This window comes from Microbacterium alkaliflavum (assembly GCF_044325405.1).
Taxonomy (GTDB): domain Bacteria; phylum Actinomycetota; class Actinomycetes; order Actinomycetales; family Microbacteriaceae; genus Microbacterium; species Microbacterium alkaliflavum.
Genome location: NZ_JBIQWL010000003.1, coordinates 321,722 through 337,680 on the forward strand (window position 1 = coordinate 321,722; position 15,959 = coordinate 337,680).

General features: G+C 70.8%; 17 protein-coding genes. 10 read left to right on the plus strand and 7 right to left on the minus strand.

All coding sequences use genetic code 11. From position 1 onward, the window contains the following. Positions 1-666 (minus strand): PadR family transcriptional regulator, encoded by a 666-nt coding sequence (locus tag ACH3VR_RS10500; protein WP_396640736.1) that lies wholly within the window; start codon positions 664-666, stop codon positions 1-3. Positions 667-886: 220 nt separating this feature from the next. Between ACH3VR_RS10500 and secA the strand changes: the two genes are divergently transcribed. From secA to ACH3VR_RS10515, 3 genes are all read left to right on the plus strand, one after another. After that, the gene (secA, locus tag ACH3VR_RS10505; RefSeq protein ID WP_396640737.1) at positions 887-3,721 is read left to right on the plus strand and encodes a preprotein translocase subunit SecA; all 2,835 of its coding nucleotides are present in this window, start codon (positions 887-889) and stop codon (positions 3,719-3,721) included. A gap of 64 nt (positions 3,722-3,785) precedes the next feature. Next, positions 3,786-5,021 carry a pyridoxal phosphate-dependent aminotransferase gene (locus tag ACH3VR_RS10510; RefSeq protein ID WP_396640738.1) on the plus strand — a complete coding sequence of 412 codons (1,236 nt, stop codon included), beginning with the start codon at positions 3,786-3,788 and terminating at the stop codon, positions 5,019-5,021. A 97-nt stretch (positions 5,022-5,118) separates the two neighbouring features. Beyond that, positions 5,119-5,472 carry a hypothetical protein gene (locus ACH3VR_RS10515; protein WP_396640739.1) on the plus strand — a complete coding sequence of 118 codons (354 nt, stop codon included), beginning with the start codon at positions 5,119-5,121 and terminating at the stop codon, positions 5,470-5,472. A 71-nt stretch (positions 5,473-5,543) separates the two neighbouring features. Here the strand turns inward: ACH3VR_RS10515 and ACH3VR_RS10520 are convergent, their stop codons facing one another. Further along, positions 5,544-5,975 (minus strand): Rv3235 family protein, encoded by a 432-nt coding sequence (locus tag ACH3VR_RS10520; protein ID WP_396640740.1) that lies wholly within the window; start codon positions 5,973-5,975, stop codon positions 5,544-5,546. 132 nt (positions 5,976-6,107) lie between these two features. Here ACH3VR_RS10520 and ACH3VR_RS10525 point away from each other — a divergent pair, with 132 nt between their 5' ends. Then, a complete protein-coding gene (locus tag ACH3VR_RS10525) occupies positions 6,108-6,713 on the plus strand; it encodes a hypothetical protein (RefSeq protein WP_396640741.1) in 606 nt (201 codons plus the stop codon). A gap of 22 nt (positions 6,714-6,735) precedes the next feature. Here ACH3VR_RS10525 and ACH3VR_RS10530 read toward each other — a convergent pair whose 3' ends face one another. Beyond that, positions 6,736-7,017, minus strand: a complete 282-nt coding sequence (locus tag ACH3VR_RS10530) for a helix-turn-helix domain-containing protein (protein WP_396640742.1) — start codon at positions 7,015-7,017, stop codon at positions 6,736-6,738. 100 nt (positions 7,018-7,117) lie between these two features. Here ACH3VR_RS10530 and ACH3VR_RS10535 point away from each other — a divergent pair, with 100 nt between their 5' ends. The 3 genes from ACH3VR_RS10535 to ACH3VR_RS10545 all read left to right on the plus strand — a co-directional run bounded on the left by ACH3VR_RS10535 (position 7,118) and on the right by ACH3VR_RS10545 (position 10,707). Continuing rightward, positions 7,118-7,744, plus strand: coding sequence for an SAF domain-containing protein (locus ACH3VR_RS10535; protein WP_396640743.1), 627 nt, complete (start codon positions 7,118-7,120; stop codon positions 7,742-7,744). After that, positions 7,741-9,012, plus strand: coding sequence for an AAA family ATPase (locus ACH3VR_RS10540; protein WP_396640744.1), 1,272 nt, complete (start codon positions 7,741-7,743; stop codon positions 9,010-9,012). Before ACH3VR_RS10535 ends, ACH3VR_RS10540 begins: the two co-directional genes overlap by 4 nt. A gap of 204 nt (positions 9,013-9,216) precedes the next feature. Next, positions 9,217-10,707, plus strand: a complete 1,491-nt coding sequence (locus tag ACH3VR_RS10545; protein WP_396640745.1) for a sensor histidine kinase — start codon at positions 9,217-9,219, stop codon at positions 10,705-10,707. A 367-nt stretch (positions 10,708-11,074) separates the two neighbouring features. On the opposite strand, the gene ACH3VR_RS10550 is transcribed toward ACH3VR_RS10545, so the two are convergent. Next, positions 11,075-11,323 (minus strand): WhiB family transcriptional regulator, encoded by a 249-nt coding sequence (locus ACH3VR_RS10550; protein WP_039397845.1) that lies wholly within the window; start codon positions 11,321-11,323, stop codon positions 11,075-11,077. Between the two features lie 254 nt (positions 11,324-11,577). Here ACH3VR_RS10550 and ACH3VR_RS10555 point away from each other — a divergent pair, with 254 nt between their 5' ends. Continuing rightward, the gene (locus ACH3VR_RS10555) at positions 11,578-11,979 is read left to right on the plus strand and encodes a histidine kinase (RefSeq protein ID WP_396640746.1); all 402 of its coding nucleotides are present in this window, start codon (positions 11,578-11,580) and stop codon (positions 11,977-11,979) included. 3 nt (positions 11,980-11,982) lie between these two features. Here ACH3VR_RS10555 and bcp read toward each other — a convergent pair whose 3' ends face one another. From bcp to aroA, 3 genes are all read right to left on the minus strand, one after another. Beyond that, the gene (bcp, locus tag ACH3VR_RS10560; protein WP_396640747.1) at positions 11,983-12,453 is read right to left on the minus strand and encodes a thioredoxin-dependent thiol peroxidase; all 471 of its coding nucleotides are present in this window, start codon (positions 12,451-12,453) and stop codon (positions 11,983-11,985) included. 65 nt (positions 12,454-12,518) lie between these two features. Then, the gene (gene rsgA / locus ACH3VR_RS10565; protein ID WP_396640748.1) at positions 12,519-13,565 is read right to left on the minus strand and encodes a ribosome small subunit-dependent GTPase A; all 1,047 of its coding nucleotides are present in this window, start codon (positions 13,563-13,565) and stop codon (positions 12,519-12,521) included. Next, positions 13,562-14,938 carry a 3-phosphoshikimate 1-carboxyvinyltransferase gene (gene aroA, locus ACH3VR_RS10570; protein ID WP_396640749.1) on the minus strand — a complete coding sequence of 459 codons (1,377 nt, stop codon included), beginning with the start codon at positions 14,936-14,938 and terminating at the stop codon, positions 13,562-13,564. The genes rsgA and aroA overlap by 4 nt, the downstream gene beginning before the upstream one ends. Before the next feature lie 49 nt (positions 14,939-14,987). Between aroA and ACH3VR_RS10575 the strand changes: the two genes are divergently transcribed. Together ACH3VR_RS10575 and ACH3VR_RS10580 are read left to right on the plus strand one after the other, a co-directional pair. Next, positions 14,988-15,692, plus strand: a complete 705-nt coding sequence (locus ACH3VR_RS10575) for a sigma-70 family RNA polymerase sigma factor (RefSeq protein WP_396640750.1) — start codon at positions 14,988-14,990, stop codon at positions 15,690-15,692. Next, complete coding sequence (locus tag ACH3VR_RS10580) at positions 15,689-15,931, plus strand: alpha-ketoglutarate decarboxylase (RefSeq protein ID WP_396640751.1); 243 nt, start codon at positions 15,689-15,691, stop codon at positions 15,929-15,931. The genes ACH3VR_RS10575 and ACH3VR_RS10580 overlap by 4 nt, the downstream gene beginning before the upstream one ends. Positions 15,932-15,959: the final 28 nt, after the last annotated feature.

Genomic DNA, 15,959 nt, shown 5'->3' on the forward strand with positions numbered 1-15,959 from the left:
TCAACCGACGGTCGCGGTCCCCACGCCCGCTCCGGGCGCCGCTGACGCCGCGGCGGCAGCCTCCGGGCGCGTGGGCCCGGAGGCGTCCCGCGCGGGCCGCCCGCGCTTGGGGCGCTCCGTCGACAGCGCGAGCGCGAAGGAGTGCCGGGGATGCTGCGCGAGCCGCTCCTCGACGCGGTCGAGCCAGCGCAGCTCGGCCTCGGCCGCGAAGACGCGGGAGTCGGCGACGAGCATGCGGGCGAGCTCGTGGGCGTCGGCCGCCGGTCCCGCCACGACGTGGCCCGCGGCCTCCTCGAGCTGTGCGAGCGAAGCCGCGCGCTGCGCGTGCAGGAGGATCCCGACATCGACGCCCGGCAGTGTCGCCGCGACGGCGACCTTGACCGCCAGATCGTCGCGGGCCGTCGTGCCGCGGGTCACAGGCGTGCAGAGCCAGCGGCGCACGTCGGCCCGGCCGGCATCCGTGATCTCCCAATAGACGTGCCCCTGCTCGTCGGCGCCGCTGTTGAGGACCAGCCCGTCGCGCTCGAGGCGATCGAGCGTGTTGTAGATCTGGCCCACATTCAGCGGCCGGGTCGACCCCGTGCGCCGATCGAACTCCGCCCGCAGCTGGTAGCCGTAGCACGGCCCCTGATCGAGGATCGCGAGCAGGCTCTGACGCACCGACATGGGAACTCCTTCTGCATACCGGGTATGCACTTCGACACTAGGCACCTGCGGGAGCGGGGGAGGGATGCCTCGCCGCGCTGTGCGCCGCCGTCCCCAGGTGGGGCATCCACAGCCACCCTTAAGGTCACGGGTGGATAACATGGGTAGGTATGCCTGGGGGCGGTGCGCCCCCGGCGGCACCGGCGCCGAGGGCGCCGACCCGACAGATGGAGACACTTCCGTGGCCAACCCTCTCGAGAAACTGCTCCGTGCCGGCGAGGGCCGTGTGCTCCGGCGGCTGCAGCAGGTCGTGAAGGCCGTGAACGCCCTCGAAGAGGACTACACGCACCTGACCGACGAGGAGCTTCGCGGCGAGACCGTCGAGCTGCGCGCCCGGTACCAGGCCGGTGAGACGCTCGACCAGCTCATGCCCGAGGCGTTCGCGGCCGTGCGCGAGGCGGCGAAACGCACCGTCGGTCAGCGCCACTACGACGTGCAGATCATGGGCGGCGCGGCCCTGCACCTCGGCAACATCGCGGAGATGCGCACGGGTGAGGGCAAGACCCTCGTCGCGACGCTTCCTGCCTACCTCAACGCCATCGCCGGCGAGGGCGTGCACGTCATCACCGTCAACGACTTCCTGGCGAGCTACCAGGCCGACCTCATGGGCCGCATCTATCGCGCGCTCGGCATGACGACCGGGACGATCGTCGCCGGCCAGACGCCCGCCGTGCGCCGCGAGCAGTACAACGCCGACATCACCTACGGCACGAACAACGAGTTCGGGTTCGACTACCTGCGCGACAACATGGCGTGGCGCAAGGAAGACCTCGTGCAGCGGGGCCACTTCTACGCCATCGTCGACGAGGTCGACTCGATCCTCATCGACGAGGCCCGCACGCCGCTCATCATCTCGGGCCCCTCTTCGGGCGAGGCCAACCGCTGGTTCGTCGAGTTCGCGAAGATCGCCAAGACCCTCGAGGTCGGCGTCGACTACGAGGTCGACGAGAAGAAGCGCACGATCGGCGTGCTCGAGCCCGGCATCGAGAAGGTCGAGGACTACCTCGGCATCGACAACCTCTACGAGTCGGCCAACACCCCGCTGATCTCGTTCCTCAACAACTCGATCAAGGCGCTCGCCCTGTTCAAGCGCGACACCGACTACGTCGTCATGAACGACGAGGTCATGATCGTCGACGAGCACACCGGCCGCATCCTCGTGGGGCGCCGCTACAACGAGGGCATCCACCAGGCGATCGAAGCCAAGGAGGCCGTGCCGGTCAAGGCCGAGAACCAGACGCTCGCCACGGTCACGCTGCAGAACTACTTCCGCCTGTACGAGAAGCTCGCGGGCATGACCGGTACCGCCGAGACCGAGGCCGCCGAGTTCATGTCGACGTACAAGCTCGGCGTCGTGCCCATCCCGACGAACAAGCCCATGATCCGCAAGGACCAGGCCGACCTCGTCTACAAGAACGAGCAGGCGAAGTTCGCCCAGGTCGTGGAGGACATCGCGGAGCGTCACGGCACGGGCCAGCCCGTGCTGGTCGGAACCGTGAGCGTCGAGAAGAGCGAGTACCTCTCGCGCCTGCTCGCCAAGAAGGGCATCAAGCACGAGGTCCTCAACGCGAAGAACCACGCGCGCGAGGCCGAGATCGTGGCCCGCGCGGGGCGCCTGGGCGCCGTCACGGTGGCCACCAACATGGCCGGCCGCGGCACCGACATCATGCTCGGCGGCAACGCCGAGTTCCTCGCCGTGCAGGAGATGAAGGCGAAGGGCCTCGACACCGTCGAGACGCCCGACGAGTACGAGGCCGAGTGGGACGGCGTCTACGAGGCGATGCGCGACCGCGTCGCCGAAGAGGCGGCGACGGTCGTCGAGGCCGGCGGTCTGTACGTCCTGGGCACCGAGCGTCACGAGTCGCGCCGCATCGACAACCAGCTGCGCGGTCGCTCGGGCCGTCAGGGCGACCCCGGCGAGAGCCGCTTCTACCTGTCGCTCACCGACGACCTCATGCGCCTGTTCCAGTCGGGCGCCGCCGAGGCCATCCTGTCGCGCACGAACTTCCCCGACGACGTCGCGATCGAGTCGGGAATGGTCTCGCGGGCGATCAAGAGCGCGCAGAGCCAGGTCGAGGCGCGCAACGCGGAGATCCGCAAGAACGTGCTCAAGTACGACGACGTCCTCAACCGCCAGCGCGAGGCGATCTACTCCGACCGCCGGCACATGCTGCAGGGCGACGACATCGCCGACCGCGTGCAGCACTTCATCGAGGACGCCATCGAGGCCGTCATCGACGACCACACCTCGACGGGCCACACCGAGAGCTGGGACTTCGACGCGCTCTGGACCGAGCTGAAGACGCTCTACCCCGTCTCCGTGACGATCGACGAGGTCGTCTCCGAGGCCGGCACGAAGGGACGCATCACGCCCGAGGGCCTCAAGCGCGAGCTGCTCTCCGACGCGCGCATCGCATACGACAAGCGTCAGGAGACGCTCGGCGAGGCCGCGACGCGCGAGCTCGAGCGCCGCGTCGTGCTCCAGGTGCTCGACCGCCGCTGGCGCGACCACCTCTACGAGATGGACTACCTCAAGGACGGCATCGGCCTGCGGGCCATGGCCCAGCGCGACCCGCTCATCGAGTACCAGCGCGAGGGCTACCAGATGTTCCAGGCCATGATGGGGCAGATCAAGGAGGAGTCGGTCGGCTACCTCTACAACCTCGAGGTCGAGGTGCGGCGCGCCGACGGCGAGGCGGCCGAGGTCGAGGCCAAGGGCCTGGGCGCGCAGCCCGTCGAGGGCCAGCGTCTGGAATACTCCGCCGCGAACGACGCGGGCGAGGTCGAGGTGCGCAATGAGCGCGGCCAGGTGCAGCAGTCGGCGACCAACCGCCTGCGGCAGGCCGCCGCGGCGGCTGCTGCCGCGCAGCCGCAGGGCGAGCAGGCCCCCGCCGCGCAGACGCAGACCGCGACGCGCGAGGCTCCTCGCGGATCCTTCGGACAGCGGACGGATGGCTCGGCCCCCGCCCCTGCCCCGCAGAACCGCGCGCAGCGCCGCCAGCAGCAGAAGAAGTAGTCCTGCAGGATGCCGAGCCACCCGTCGGCCATTGGCTCGACGGGGGCCCGGCTATTCTGATCCGATGAGCACGACCGCGCCCCTGAGAACGCTCGACCAGTCGAGCAAGCTGAAGAACGTCCTCTACGAGATCCGCGGCCAGGCACTCGTCGAGGCCGATCGGCTCGAGGCCGAGGGTCACAAGATCCTCAAGCTCAACACGGGCAACCCCGCCGTCTTCGGATTCGAGGCTCCCTTCCAGATCGTGCGCGACATGATCGAGGCGATGCCGAGCGCCCACGGCTACAGCGACAGCCGCGGCATCGCATCGGCGCGCCGAGCCGTCGTCTACCGCTACGAAGAGGTCCCCGGTTTCCCGAAGGTCGACCCCGACGACGTCTACCTCGGAAACGGCGTCTCCGAGCTCATCACGATGACGATGCAGGCGCTCCTCGACGAGGGCGACGAAGTCCTCATCCCGGCGCCCGACTACCCGCTGTGGACCGCCATGACGAGCCTCGGCGGCGGCACGCCCGTGCACTACGTGTGCGACGAGTCCAACGGCTGGCAGCCCGACCTCGAGGACATCCGCTCGAAGGTCACGCCCCGCACGAAGGCGATCGTCGTCATCAACCCGAACAACCCGACCGGCGCCGTGTACTCCCGCGAAGTGCTCGAGGGCATCGCCGACGTCGCCCGTGAGAACTCGCTCCTGCTCCTGAGCGACGAGATCTACGACCGCATCCTGTTCGACGAGGCGCAGCACACCCCGATGGCGACGGTCGCTCCCGACCTGCTGTGCCTCACATTCAACGGGCTCTCCAAGACGTACCGCGTCGCGGGCTACCGCTCGGGCTGGCTCGCCATCACGGGGCCCAAGAAGCACGCCGCGGGCTTCCTCGAGGGCATCACGCTCCTCGCGTCGACGCGCCTGTGCCCCAACGTCCCCGCGCAGCACGCCGTCCAGGCCGCGCTCTCGGGGGTGCAGTCGATCGACGCCCTCATCGCGCCCACCGGACGCCTGCACGAGCAGCGGGATGCCGCGTGGGAGGGCCTCGCGGCGATCCCCGGAGTCTCGTGCTTCCGTCCGCAGGGGGCGCTGTACGCCTTCCCGCGCCTCGACCCCGAGGTCTACGACATCCGCGACGACCAGAAGCTCGTGCTCGACTTCCTCATGGCCGAGCACGTTCTGCTCGTGCCGGGAACGGGTTTCAACTGGCCCACGCCTGATCACCTCCGCATCGTGACGCTTCCCGAGGCGCGGGTGCTGACGGAGGCCGTCGAGCGACTCGGCAACTTCCTCTCGTCGTACCGGCAGTAGCCGGCCCGCCGCGCCGACGACGGCGTTCCCTGAACCAGGGGAGCGACATCCGTCAACCCCTCTCGTGGACGGGGCCTGCGCGACCTAGCGTGAGGGCATGTCCATCGAGTTGAACAACCCTGCGCTGGAGAACGCCCGCAAGCTCGTGCGCGACGGCAAGGTCACGCGCGACGAGCGGGACGACTGGTCGGAGGCGGCGCCCACGGCCGACGAGGAGAACGCGTTCATCGAGCGCGAGGGCTGGACCGAGTATTCGCACTGGCATCTCGGCATCGACAAGAGCGAGAACCGCGAGACGAAGGCGGCCTACTCCTTCCCGTTCGGCGACTTCCGCAAGGTGCACCGCGGCGGCGTCATCGCGGGCGAGAGCAGAGCGGGCCAGTACGACCACGACGAGATCCGTGATGCGCTGAAGAACCTGCTCGAGCTCATCGACGAAGACGAGAGCTGAGCGAGCCGGCCGCCTGCCGACGGGAATCGAGGGAGCCGGCCACGACGCCGGGCCGACCCGCCGGACCGGCGTCAGAGCAGCGCGAGCGACGTGGCGCGCCAGCGCCCGTCCATGCCCTCGAGCCGCACGGCGACCGCGCGCGTGCGCGCCGGGCTCGCCACGACGATCACGGCTTCCACGACGCCGTCCGCCGGCGCGGAATGGTGCACGGAGAGGATCGAGTGCACGGGGCGCTTGGCCGGCACGCCGCGTGCGCTGCGCGCACGCGCAGCCAGGTTGGAGCGCACGACGAGCTTGCGGAAGGCGTCTTCGGTGACCCAGCGCGCGAGTTGTTCGACTTCGCGCACCCCCGAGAACACCTCGAGCACACCGCGCGTGAGGTTGCGCAGGAAGGGCTCGGGATCGGGCAGCTGAGTCGCCGAAGTGCGCTGTGGCGCGAAGAACTCGGAGAGCTCGTAGGGATCGGAGCAGTGGCGGGGGTGGACCGCAGGCATCGTTGCCATGTGTGGCCTTATCGTGTCGGGTGGAACGATCTGGCGGAAATTACAACACATTAACGCCGGATGAGAAAATCCCAGATGGGAAGGTGTGGATAACTCTGTCCGGTTGCCGCGGATGTGCCATAGCCTCGGCGGGTGCGCTGGGACCGGTTCTTCGACGATCTCGAAGATCAGCTCGCCTCGGAGTGGGAGGCCGAGCGCGCGGCGCTCGACAGCGAGGCTGAGCGGCTGAGACTGTCCCGTGTGCCGCTGCGCGACCGATTGACGGCGCTCGTCGACCGAGACCAGACGACGCCCGCGCCGTCGTTCGAGTTCTCCGACGGAACGGTCGTGACGGCCGAGGTGAGCGGCGTGGGCGCCGACTGGGCGGCACTGCAGCCGGCGACGGCCCGGACCGGCGCCGTCATCGCGCCGCTCGGGGCCATCATGAGCATCGGGATGCCACATCCCGATCTCCTTCGCAGCGCGCGTCCGCGCGCAGCATCCTCGACGCTGTCCGACCGCATGACCCTCGGGTTCGCGCTGCGCGACCTCGTGCGCCGCAGGATCGGCGTGACGCTGCATCTCGCGCATGGCCGTGCCCTGTCGGGCACGATCGACCGTGCAGGCGCCGACCATCTCGACCTCGCGCTGCACGAGCCCGGCGCCGTGCGGCGCGCCGAGGAGGTGAGCGGGCATCGACTGGTGCCGTTCGCCGCGATCGCCTGGATCCGCCTCGAAGGGGCGGCACTGCCGCGCTGAGCCGGTCGCACGTCGTGCGGTGTCAGTCGCCGTGGCGGATGACGCCCTTCCCCCACAGCTCGGGGAAGCTCGCCTCCTGCGACTGGCGCCACAGCGCCGTGAGGCGTGCCTCTTCGGCCCGATCGTCGATGTACTGGGCGAGGCTCGCCTCTTCGATGCGCCAGCGCGCGGGCGAGCCGACGCGGATGCCGCGGAGCTGCGCCGAGTGCACAAGCTCCATGACCTCGTCGACGGACACACCGAGCACCTCGGCCGCCTGGGCCGGTGCGAGCATCCGCACGTCCGATGTCGGGTTATCGGGCATGCCATTCATTATGGCCGCGCCCGGGGGAAGGGGCTCCGGCCGGTCCCGCTCTGTGGATAAAGACAGTGCCCTTCTCCGGCGCTGAGCGACGATGGTCGGCATGACGGCACTCGACGCAGCGCGGCCTCGCCCTCGCGCCTTCTGGGGCGACGCACGGTTCTTCCTCGGCATCCTCCTCGTCGTCGCCTCCGTCGCCGGAGTGTGGTTCGTCGTCTCGGCCTCGCGGCAGACGGTCCCCGTCTTCGCGGCGAACCGCACGATCGTGCCCGGTGAGAGCGTGTCGAAGGGCGACCTCCGGCTCGTCGACGTCGCGCTCGGGACGCTCGAAGGCTCCTATCTCACCTCGGAGGCGCTCGACGAGGGTCTCGTCGCGACGAGGACGGTCGAGGCGGGGGAGCTCGTCCCCTCCAGCGCCGTCGGCGCGGCCGCGGCCGCGGCGACCACGACCGTCGTGCTGCGGAGCACCGTCGACGTCCCCGCGTCCGTGGACGCCGGCACCGTCGTCGAGGTGTGGGAGGCGCCGCTGATCGAGCGCGGGTCGTACGACGTGCCGCGCATCCTCGTGGCCGATGCCACGGTCGTGTCGGTCACGCGCGACGATTCGATGATGGGCGGCGGCGCCGCGGCGCTCGAGGTCGTGATCCCGCGCGCCGACGTCGCGGGGGTGCTCGCGGCCATGGCCGACGAGTCCGCGTTGTCGGTCGTCCCCACGACGGGCGCGCGATGACCGTCCTGGTCGCCGTCGACGAGCCGTGGGGCGGCGCGCTCGGAGAAGGCCTCGAACGCGAGGGTGTGCGGGTCGCGGGAGTTCTTCCCGCGACGTCGATCGCCGCCGTCGTCGCGGACGACGTGCGTGGTGTCGACGGCGAGCGCGTCGCCACGGGGCTCGCCGAGGCCGACACCCTCGTGCTCCAGGCCGACCGCGGGTCGCTCACCCCCGCCGTCGTGGGGCTGTGCGACCGGCGTGGCATCCGGATCGTCTCTCTCGTCGCCGACGACGCCGACCGGCGCGTCGTCGGGTCCTTCGGGCTCGGCGATGCGCTGCCCCTCGAGATCGAGCCGTGGCGGCTCGCCGACGCCCTGTCGACCCCTGCGGCCGTGGCCGCGGCGCCCGAAGCCGCCCCGCGGCATCCGCGCGTCATCGCCGTCTGGGGTCCCGCCGGAGCGCCCGGTCGCACGACGATCGCGATCGAGCTCGCCGTCGAGCTCGCACGCGGCGGGCGTCACGTCGCGCTGGTGGATGCCGACACGCACGCCCCCTCGATCGCGCTCCAGCTGGGGCTCGCCGACGAAGGGCCCGGCTTCCCCGCCGCCTGCCGGCAGGCCGAGCTCGGCGGGCTCGACGTGCGCGAGCTGCAGCGCATCTCGACGCCGCTGGGGCGCACGGGCGTCGACGTCCTGACGGGCCTGAATCGCCCGTCGCGGTGGCCCGAGCTCTCCGACGCGCGCGTCGCGGCCGCACTGGCGACCTGCCGCGATTGGGTCGATTACACCGTCGTCGACGTCGCGGCGCCCCTCGAGCGTGACGAGGAGATCGTGTCGGATCTCGACGGGCCGCGGCGCAACGCGGCGACCCTCGCGGCGCTGCGCGCCGTCGATCTCGTCGTGGCGGTCGCGTCGGCCGACCCCGTCGGCATCTCGCGATTCCTCCGCGCGCATGCCGAGCTGCGCGCGACGATCGGCGCGACGCCCGTCGCCGTCGTCGCGAACCGCCTCCGGCCGGGCACGCTCGGCGTCGACGCGCGCGGCCAGGTGCGCCGCACGCTCGACCGGTTCGGCGGTGTCCATGACCTCTGGTTCCTGCCGACCGACCCGCGGTCGGCGGATGCCGCGATCCTCGCGTCGCGTCCCGTCGCCGAGGTCGCTCCGCGCTCACCGCTGACTCTCGCCGTGCGCCGGTTCGTCGGCGAAGCCGTCGCCCCCGCACCGACACCCGTGGCCGCCGCGGCTGCGCCGCGTCGCGGCCTCCTCCGCTCCTCGCGTCGCGCGGCCTGACCCCGACCCGGCCTCGCCGCCCGCGGGCCGGCGGGCACAGCTGCGGGGATTCTGCGCGGCGCGCAGGGCGCGGCCCGGCGCGTCGGTCGCTTCTTCCGCGGTTGTGCACGGCGCGACCGAGCCGACCTCCGGACAGTGGCTGGGGCCCTACCACGGGATCGGGCGCGGCGGGCGCACCGCGGGCGGGGCCGTAGGCTGAGGGGCGTGTCGACCCTCAGCGATCTCGTTTATGCGCAAGGCCGGTCCAGCGAGGCCGACGTCGAGTGGCTGCATCGGCTGGCCGGCGACGGACAGCTGCTGGCAGACCTCGCCTTCGCCGACATCGTGATCTGGGTGCCGACGGCCGACGACTCGTTCATCGCCGTCGCGCACACGCGCCCCAGCGGTGCGGCGACGCTGTTCTACCGCGACATCGTGTCGGACCGCGTCCGCCCGCAGTGGCGCACGCAGGTGCGCGACGCGTTCCAGACCAAGCGCATCATCGACTCCGCGTCGCCGGACTGGTTCGAGGAGACCCCGACCCGCGTGCGCGCCGTGCCGATCGTGCGATCGGGCAAGCCGGGCGCCGAGCCGCAGGCGATCGGCGTGCTCACGCGCCACACCAATCTCGGCGAGACCCGCACGCCCTCGCGTCAGCAGATCACGTTCAACGACTGCGCCGACGAGCTGTTCGGCATGGTCGCCTCCGGTGAGTTCCCCGACCTCTCGGCCCCGACGTCGCCGCGCCGCGGCGCTCCGCGCGCGTCGGACGGCCTCGTGCGTCTCGACGTCGACGGCATCACGACGTTCGCGAGCCCCAATGCGCTGTCGGCGTTCAACCGCCTCGGATTCGACGACGAGCTCGAGGGGGAGTCGCTCGTCGAGGTCGTGACGAGCATCCTGCCGACCAAGCGGCAGTTCGACGAGTCGCTCCCCGTCGTCGTGACGGGCCGCGCCCCGTGGCGCGCCGATCTGGAGTCGCGCGGCGTCACCGTGAGCCTGCGCACCATTCCGCTCCGCGACCACGGCACGCGCATCGGCGCGATCGTGCTGTGCCGCGACGTGACCGAGATCCGCCATCAGGAGCAGGAGCTCATCACGAAGGACGCGACGATCCGCGAGATCCACCACCGCGTCAAGAACAATCTCCAGACCGTCGCATCGCTCCTGCGCATCCAGGCGCGCCGCTCGCACACCGACGAGGCCCGTGAGGCGCTCACGCAGGCGATGCGCCGGGTCTCGGCGATCGCCGTCGTGCACGACACCCTGTCGGAAGGCCTCGCGCAGAACGTCGACTTCGACGACGTCTTCGCGCGCGTCCTCAAGCTCGTCGCCGAGGTCGCCGCCGCACCCAACACGCGCGCGCGCACGCGCACGACGGGCCGGTTCGGCACGCTCCCGAGCGAGTATGCGACTCCGCTCGCCCTCGCCCTCACCGAGCTCGTGACCAACGCCGTCGAGCACGGGCTCGCTGGGCAGGAGGGTGACGTCGAGATCGTCGCCGAGCGCGTCGGCGAGAGCCTCGAGGTGCGTGTCCGCGACACCGGCTCGGGCCTGCCCGAGGGTCAGGTCGGGCGGGGCCTGGGCACCCAGATCGTGCGCACGCTCATCCAGGGAGAACTGGGCGGCACGATCGACTGGCACACGATCATGGGCAGCGGCACGGAGGTCACGATCGACATCCCGCTGCGGTACATCGAGCGCGCCGCGAGCTGAGCATCCCGGATGCCGCGGCCGCGGCATCCACGCTCCCATTCCGGCTTCATGTCCATAGCCCGTGCTCTCGCCGAAAGCCCATACTCTGCACAGGTCGGAGCGGGGGCTCTCGGCGAGAGCACGGGCTATGGACATGAAGCCGGAATGGGAGCGTGGATGCCGCGGCCGCGGCATCCACGCTCCCATTCCGGCTTCATGTCCATAGCCCGTGCTCTCGCCGAAAGCCCATGCTCTGCACAGGTCGGAGCGGGGGCTCTCGGCGAGAGCACGGGCTACGGGCAGAAGGGGCGCGAAACCCTCGCACGACAAGGGGTGCCCGGACGTGCCGATCGGGATGCCTCGAGGCGAGGCATCCCGATCCGTGAAGTCAGGAGGCGCGGCGGGCGCGGGCGGCGCGGCGCTTGAGGGCGCGACGCTCGTCCTCGGAGAGGCCGCCCCACACGCCCGAGTCCTGACCGGTCTCGAGTGCGTACTGGAGGCAGATCTCGGTGACGGTGCAGCGGGCGCAGACGGCCTTCGCCTTCTCGATCTGGTCGACGGCGGGCCCGGTGTTCCCCACGGGGAAGAACAGTTCGGGGTCGACGGTCAGGCAGGCGGCTTTGTCGCGCCAATCCATGGTGGTGCTCCTTGTGACGGATGAGGTCGGGTGTGTTCCAGAGCCCGGATTCGGGTCCGATACCCTGTGGGAGATGCGAGCATCTGGCTCGCCCCACGTCGCTGTGGGAGCACACGGCTCCGACTATGATTCCATGTCGCACAGGGCAGATCAAGGGTCGAATGTGTGGATTCTGTAGGAGTGCCTGAGTATTCCCTCAACGGCATAGAGCTATCGCACAAGCCGCAGCGGCTGGATCGAGGAGAACACGGGCAATGCACACAAGTGCCGTCGCGCGCGCCGCAGGCGTTCTGCTGGGCCTGGAGGCCGCGGGCCTCTTCGTCGTCGTGGCCTTGCAGATCGCCGCGCTGTCGGGCGGCGACGCCGCTTCGATCGACAGCTCGGTCGCCCTCATCGTGCTGACCGCCATCGGCGCCGTCGCCCTCGCCGCGTTCGGCGTGGCGGTATGGCGGGGCCAGTCGTGGGGCCGTTCCGGCGGCATCGTCGCGCAGGTCCTCATCCTCGCGATCGCCCTCGGCGCCGTGACCGGCGCGTACGCGCATCCCCTCACAGGGCTCGCGCTGGCCGTGCCGGCGGTGGTCGTGCTCGTGCTGCTCATCCTCGCGGCGCGGCGCGCGCGTCCCGATCGGGACGCCGGCGACGAGGCATCCCGATAGCGGCTATCCGACGCCCAGCAGCTTCCTGAGCCGGGCGACGTGCCCGGTTGCGCGCACGTTGTAGAGGGCGTGTTCGACGCGCCCCTTCTCGTTCACGACGAACGTGGAGCGGATGACGCCCTTGATGAGCTTGCCGTAGTTCATCTTGTCGCCCCAGACGCCGTACTTGAGATGCACTTTGTGGTCGGGGTCGCTCAGGAGGTCGTACGTGAGGCCGTCGCGCTCGCGGAAGCGCTCGAGCTTCTCGGGGAGGTCGCGCGAGATCCCGAGGATCGTGTAGCCCGCCGCCTGGAGCGGCGCGAGGCTGTCGCGGAAGTCGCACGCCTCCTTCGTGCAGCCCGGCGTCATGGCCTCGGGATAGAAGAAGAGGATGACGCGCCGGCCGCGCAGGTCCTTCAGTGCGACCGGGTTCTCGTCCTGGTCGAGCAGCGTGAAGGCGGGGGCGAGGCGGCCGGGTTCGAGGCGAGCGGTCATCCCTCCAGCGTAGGCCGAACGCGGCGCAGGGCTTCCGGGCGGACGGTCATCCCGGCCGTCGTGCGTCAGGGCTTGTCGGCGAACGTCTCGAGCAGACGCTGCAGCGAGTCGAGCCGCGCCGCGCCGCGATCGCCGAGCCGACCCCCCTCGACGGCCTCGACGATCGCGCAGTCGGGGGCGTCGGGCAGGTGCGTGCAGCCCCGCGGACACTCCTCGGCGATCTCGGCGAGGTCGGTGAACGCCTTCAGGATGTTGGCCGGATCCACATGCCCGAGACCGAACGATCGCACGCCCGGCGTGTCGATGACCCAGCCGCTGCCTCCCTCGCCGCGATACCGCAGCGACACGGTCGAGCTCGAGGTGTGCCGGCCGCGCCCGGTCACGACGTTGACGTGCCCCGTCGCGCGCTGCGCACTCGGCACCAGCGCGTTGACGAGCGTCGACTTGCCGACGCCCGAGTGCCCCACGAACACCGTCGAGTGGCCGACGAGGGCCGCGCCGATGCGCTCGACCGGCATCTCGTCGAGGGCGCTCGTGAAGACCTCCAGGTCGAGGCCGTCGAAGTGGGCCAGGAACGCGGCGGGGTCGGTGAGATCGGTCTTGGTCACGACGAGGAGCGGACGGATGCCGGCATCCAGCGCCGCGACGAGGTAGCGGTCGACGAGCCGGGGTCGCGGCTCGGGATCGGCGGCGGCGACGACGACGAGCATCTGGTCGGCGTTGGCCACGACGACGCGCTCGACCTGGTCGGTGTCGTCGGCGCTGCGCCGCAGGAGCGACGTGCGCGGCTCGATGCCGACGATGCGTCCGAGGGTGCCCTCGTCGCCCGAGGTGTCGCCCACGACGCGGGCGAGGTCGCCCGTCACGATGGGCTGCTTGCGCAGCTCGCGCGCCCGCATCGCGACGGCCTCGTGCTCGTCGTCGGCATCCTCGTCGATCAGCACGGCGTAGCGTCCGCGGTCGACGCCGAGGACTCGGGCGATCTCGGCGTCGCTGTGCGCGGGCCGGCGCTTCGTGCGGGGGCGGTTGGCCTTCGGATTGGGACGGACCCGGACGTCGGCTTCGTCGAACTCCGGTTCGTCGTCGTCGTCGGTGTCGTCCAGCCAGCTCACGATGCCTGCAGGGCCTCCGAGCGCGGAGCCGCGTCGTCCGAGCCGCCTTCGAGCATGCGCTGCCACAGCTCGGGGAACTCGGGCATCGTCTTGGCGGTCGTGCCGATGTCGTCGATCTCGACGCCCGGCACGGCGAGCCCGACGAGCGCCCCCGTCGTGGCGAGGCGGTGGTCGTGGTGGGCGCGCCAGCGTCCGCCGTGGAGGGGCCGCGGCACGATGCGGATGCCGTCGGGCAGCTCGTCGGCCTCGCCGCCGAGGGCGCGCAGCTCGCCGACGAGCGCCGCGATGCGGTCGGTCTCGTGGCCGCGGATGTGGCCGATGCCGTAGAGGGTCGTGGGGGAGTCGGCGAACGCGGCGAGGCCGACGATCGTCGGCGTGAGCTCGCCGGCGGCGGAGAGGTCGAGGTCGACGCCCTGGATGCCGTTCGCACCCGCCGTGACCGTCAGCGAACCCCCACGGCGGACGACGCGCGCGCCCATGAGCGAGAGGATGTCGCCGAGCATGTGCCCCGGCTGCGTCGAGTGCGCCGGCCAGCCCGTGACCGACACGGAGCCGCCCGCGATCATCGCGGCGGCGAGGAAGGGCGCGGCATTGGAGAGGTCGGGCTCGATCGCGATGTCCTTGCCCCGGATCGGACCAGCGGGAACGACCCACTCGCCGACGGCGGGGCGCTCGACGTGCACGCCGCGGTGCGCGAGGGACTCGACCGTCATGTCGATGTGCGGGATGCTCGGCAGTCGCTCGCCCTGATGGATGAGGTGCAGGCCGACATCGAATCGCGGCGCTGCGAGGAGCAGCCCCGAGACGAACTGGCTCGACGCGCTCGCGTCGATGACGACCTCGCCGCCCCGGATGTGCCCGTGGCCGCGCACGGCGAAGGGGAGCGCCCAGTGCCCGCCGTCGTCGATGTCGACGCCGACGTCGCGGAGCGCCTTGATCATGGCGCCCATCGGGCGGTGCAGCGCCGTCTCGTGCGCCGTGAGGGTGATCTCGCCCTGCGCGAAGCCGGCGAGCGCCGCCACGAAGCGCATCACGGTGCCGGCCTGACCGGAGTCGATGACGACGCCGGCGCGCAGGGGCCACACGGGGTCGATGAGAAGGTCCGGCCCGAACGAGCCGGTGCCGGGCTCGGTCTCGATCGTTACGCCCAGAAGGCGCAGTGCGTCGATCATGCGCGCCGAATCCTCGGAGTGCAGCGGCGCCGTCAGACGGCTCGGCGCATCCGCGAGCGACGCGAGGATGAGCTCGCGATTCGTGAGCGATTTGGACCCGGGAACCGTGACGGACGAGCTCAGCGGCCCTTCAGCCACCGGCGCACGCCAAGGACCGCGCGCACCGCGCGGAGGAGCAGGGGAATACCCGTCGGCTGTCATCGGTTCCTACCCTAACGAACGCAGTGTTCGAAACCCCGCAGAGGAGACCATGATCGCAACGCTCGATCGTGACGTCGTGGACGCCCAGGAGGCCTGGGACGCCCCCGACGTAGACTGGCGCGTGATGAACGACCAGGCCCCGGCTGAGACCGACGCCCGCGCGCAGTTCGAAGAGCAGGCGCTGCCCTACATGGACCAGCTCTATGCGGCCGCGATGCGCATGACGCGCAACCCGGCCGATGCCGCCGACCTCGTGCAGGAGACGTTCGTCAAGGCGTTCGCGTCGTGGAGGACCTTCACCCAGGGGACCAACCTCAAGGCGTGGCTGTACCGCATTCTCACGAACGCGTACATCAACACCTACCGCAAGAAGCAGCGCGAGCCGTACCAGGGCACGATCGACGACCTCGAGGACTGGCAGCTGGGCGGCGCCGAGTCGACGACGGCGACGAGCACCCGCTCGGCCGAAGCCGAGGCGATCGATCGGATGCCGGCATCCGTCGTGAAAGACGCGCTGCAGTCGATCCCGGAGGATTTCCGGCTGGCGGTGTACCTCGCCGACGTCGAGGGCTTCGCCTACCAGGAGATCGCCGACATCATGAAAACCCCCATCGGCACGGTCATGAGCCGTCTGCATCGTGGCAGGCGAATGCTTCGCGAACTGCTGGCCGACTACGCGAAGGAGCGCGGCATCGACACCGCGCCCGCCAAGGAGCGCGGCGCGAAGGCTGCCGCATCGAGGAGCACGAGATGACCGACTGCGGCTGTGAGAAGGCGCGGCGCGACCTTGAGGAGTACCTGCGCGACGAGGTCTGCAAGACCCAGCACTCCGACATCGCCGAGCATCTCGAGCACTGCGATGGATGCCGCGACGAGGCGCTCGTGGCCCGCACGCTGACCGAAGTGGTCGCGCGGGCGTGCAAGGAGAGCGCTCCGGAGGAGCTGCGCGATCAGGTGCTCGCCCGGCTGCGCGAGGTGCAGGCGACGCACTGACGCGCGGCGTCCCCGGGCGTACGTGACT

Excerpts from the sequence above, each read along its gene's own strand:
- ACH3VR_RS10500 (WP_396640736.1), bottom strand. The coding sequence starts at position 666 with ATGTCGGTGCGTCAGAGCCTGCTCGCGATCCTCGATCAGGGGCCGTGC.
- ACH3VR_RS10510 (WP_396640738.1), top strand. The coding sequence starts at position 3,786 with ATGAGCACGACCGCGCCCCTGAGAACGCTCGACCAGTCGAGCAAGCTG.
- ACH3VR_RS10515 (WP_396640739.1), top strand. The coding sequence starts at position 5,119 with ATGTCCATCGAGTTGAACAACCCTGCGCTGGAGAACGCCCGCAAGCTC.
- ACH3VR_RS10520 (WP_396640740.1), bottom strand. The coding sequence starts at position 5,975 with ATGGCAACGATGCCTGCGGTCCACCCCCGCCACTGCTCCGATCCCTAC.
- ACH3VR_RS10530 (WP_396640742.1), bottom strand. The coding sequence starts at position 7,017 with ATGCCCGATAACCCGACATCGGACGTGCGGATGCTCGCACCGGCCCAG.
- ACH3VR_RS10535 (WP_396640743.1), top strand. The coding sequence starts at position 7,118 with ATGACGGCACTCGACGCAGCGCGGCCTCGCCCTCGCGCCTTCTGGGGC.
- ACH3VR_RS10540 (WP_396640744.1), top strand. The coding sequence starts at position 7,741 with ATGACCGTCCTGGTCGCCGTCGACGAGCCGTGGGGCGGCGCGCTCGGA.
- ACH3VR_RS10550 (WP_039397845.1), bottom strand. The coding sequence starts at position 11,323 with ATGGATTGGCGCGACAAAGCCGCCTGCCTGACCGTCGACCCCGAACTG.
- ACH3VR_RS10555 (WP_396640746.1), top strand. The coding sequence starts at position 11,578 with ATGCACACAAGTGCCGTCGCGCGCGCCGCAGGCGTTCTGCTGGGCCTG.
- bcp (WP_396640747.1), bottom strand. The coding sequence starts at position 12,453 with ATGACCGCTCGCCTCGAACCCGGCCGCCTCGCCCCCGCCTTCACGCTG.
- aroA (WP_396640749.1), bottom strand. The coding sequence starts at position 14,938 with ATGACAGCCGACGGGTATTCCCCTGCTCCTCCGCGCGGTGCGCGCGGT.
- ACH3VR_RS10575 (WP_396640750.1), top strand. The coding sequence starts at position 14,988 with ATGATCGCAACGCTCGATCGTGACGTCGTGGACGCCCAGGAGGCCTGG.
- ACH3VR_RS10580 (WP_396640751.1), top strand. The coding sequence starts at position 15,689 with ATGACCGACTGCGGCTGTGAGAAGGCGCGGCGCGACCTTGAGGAGTAC.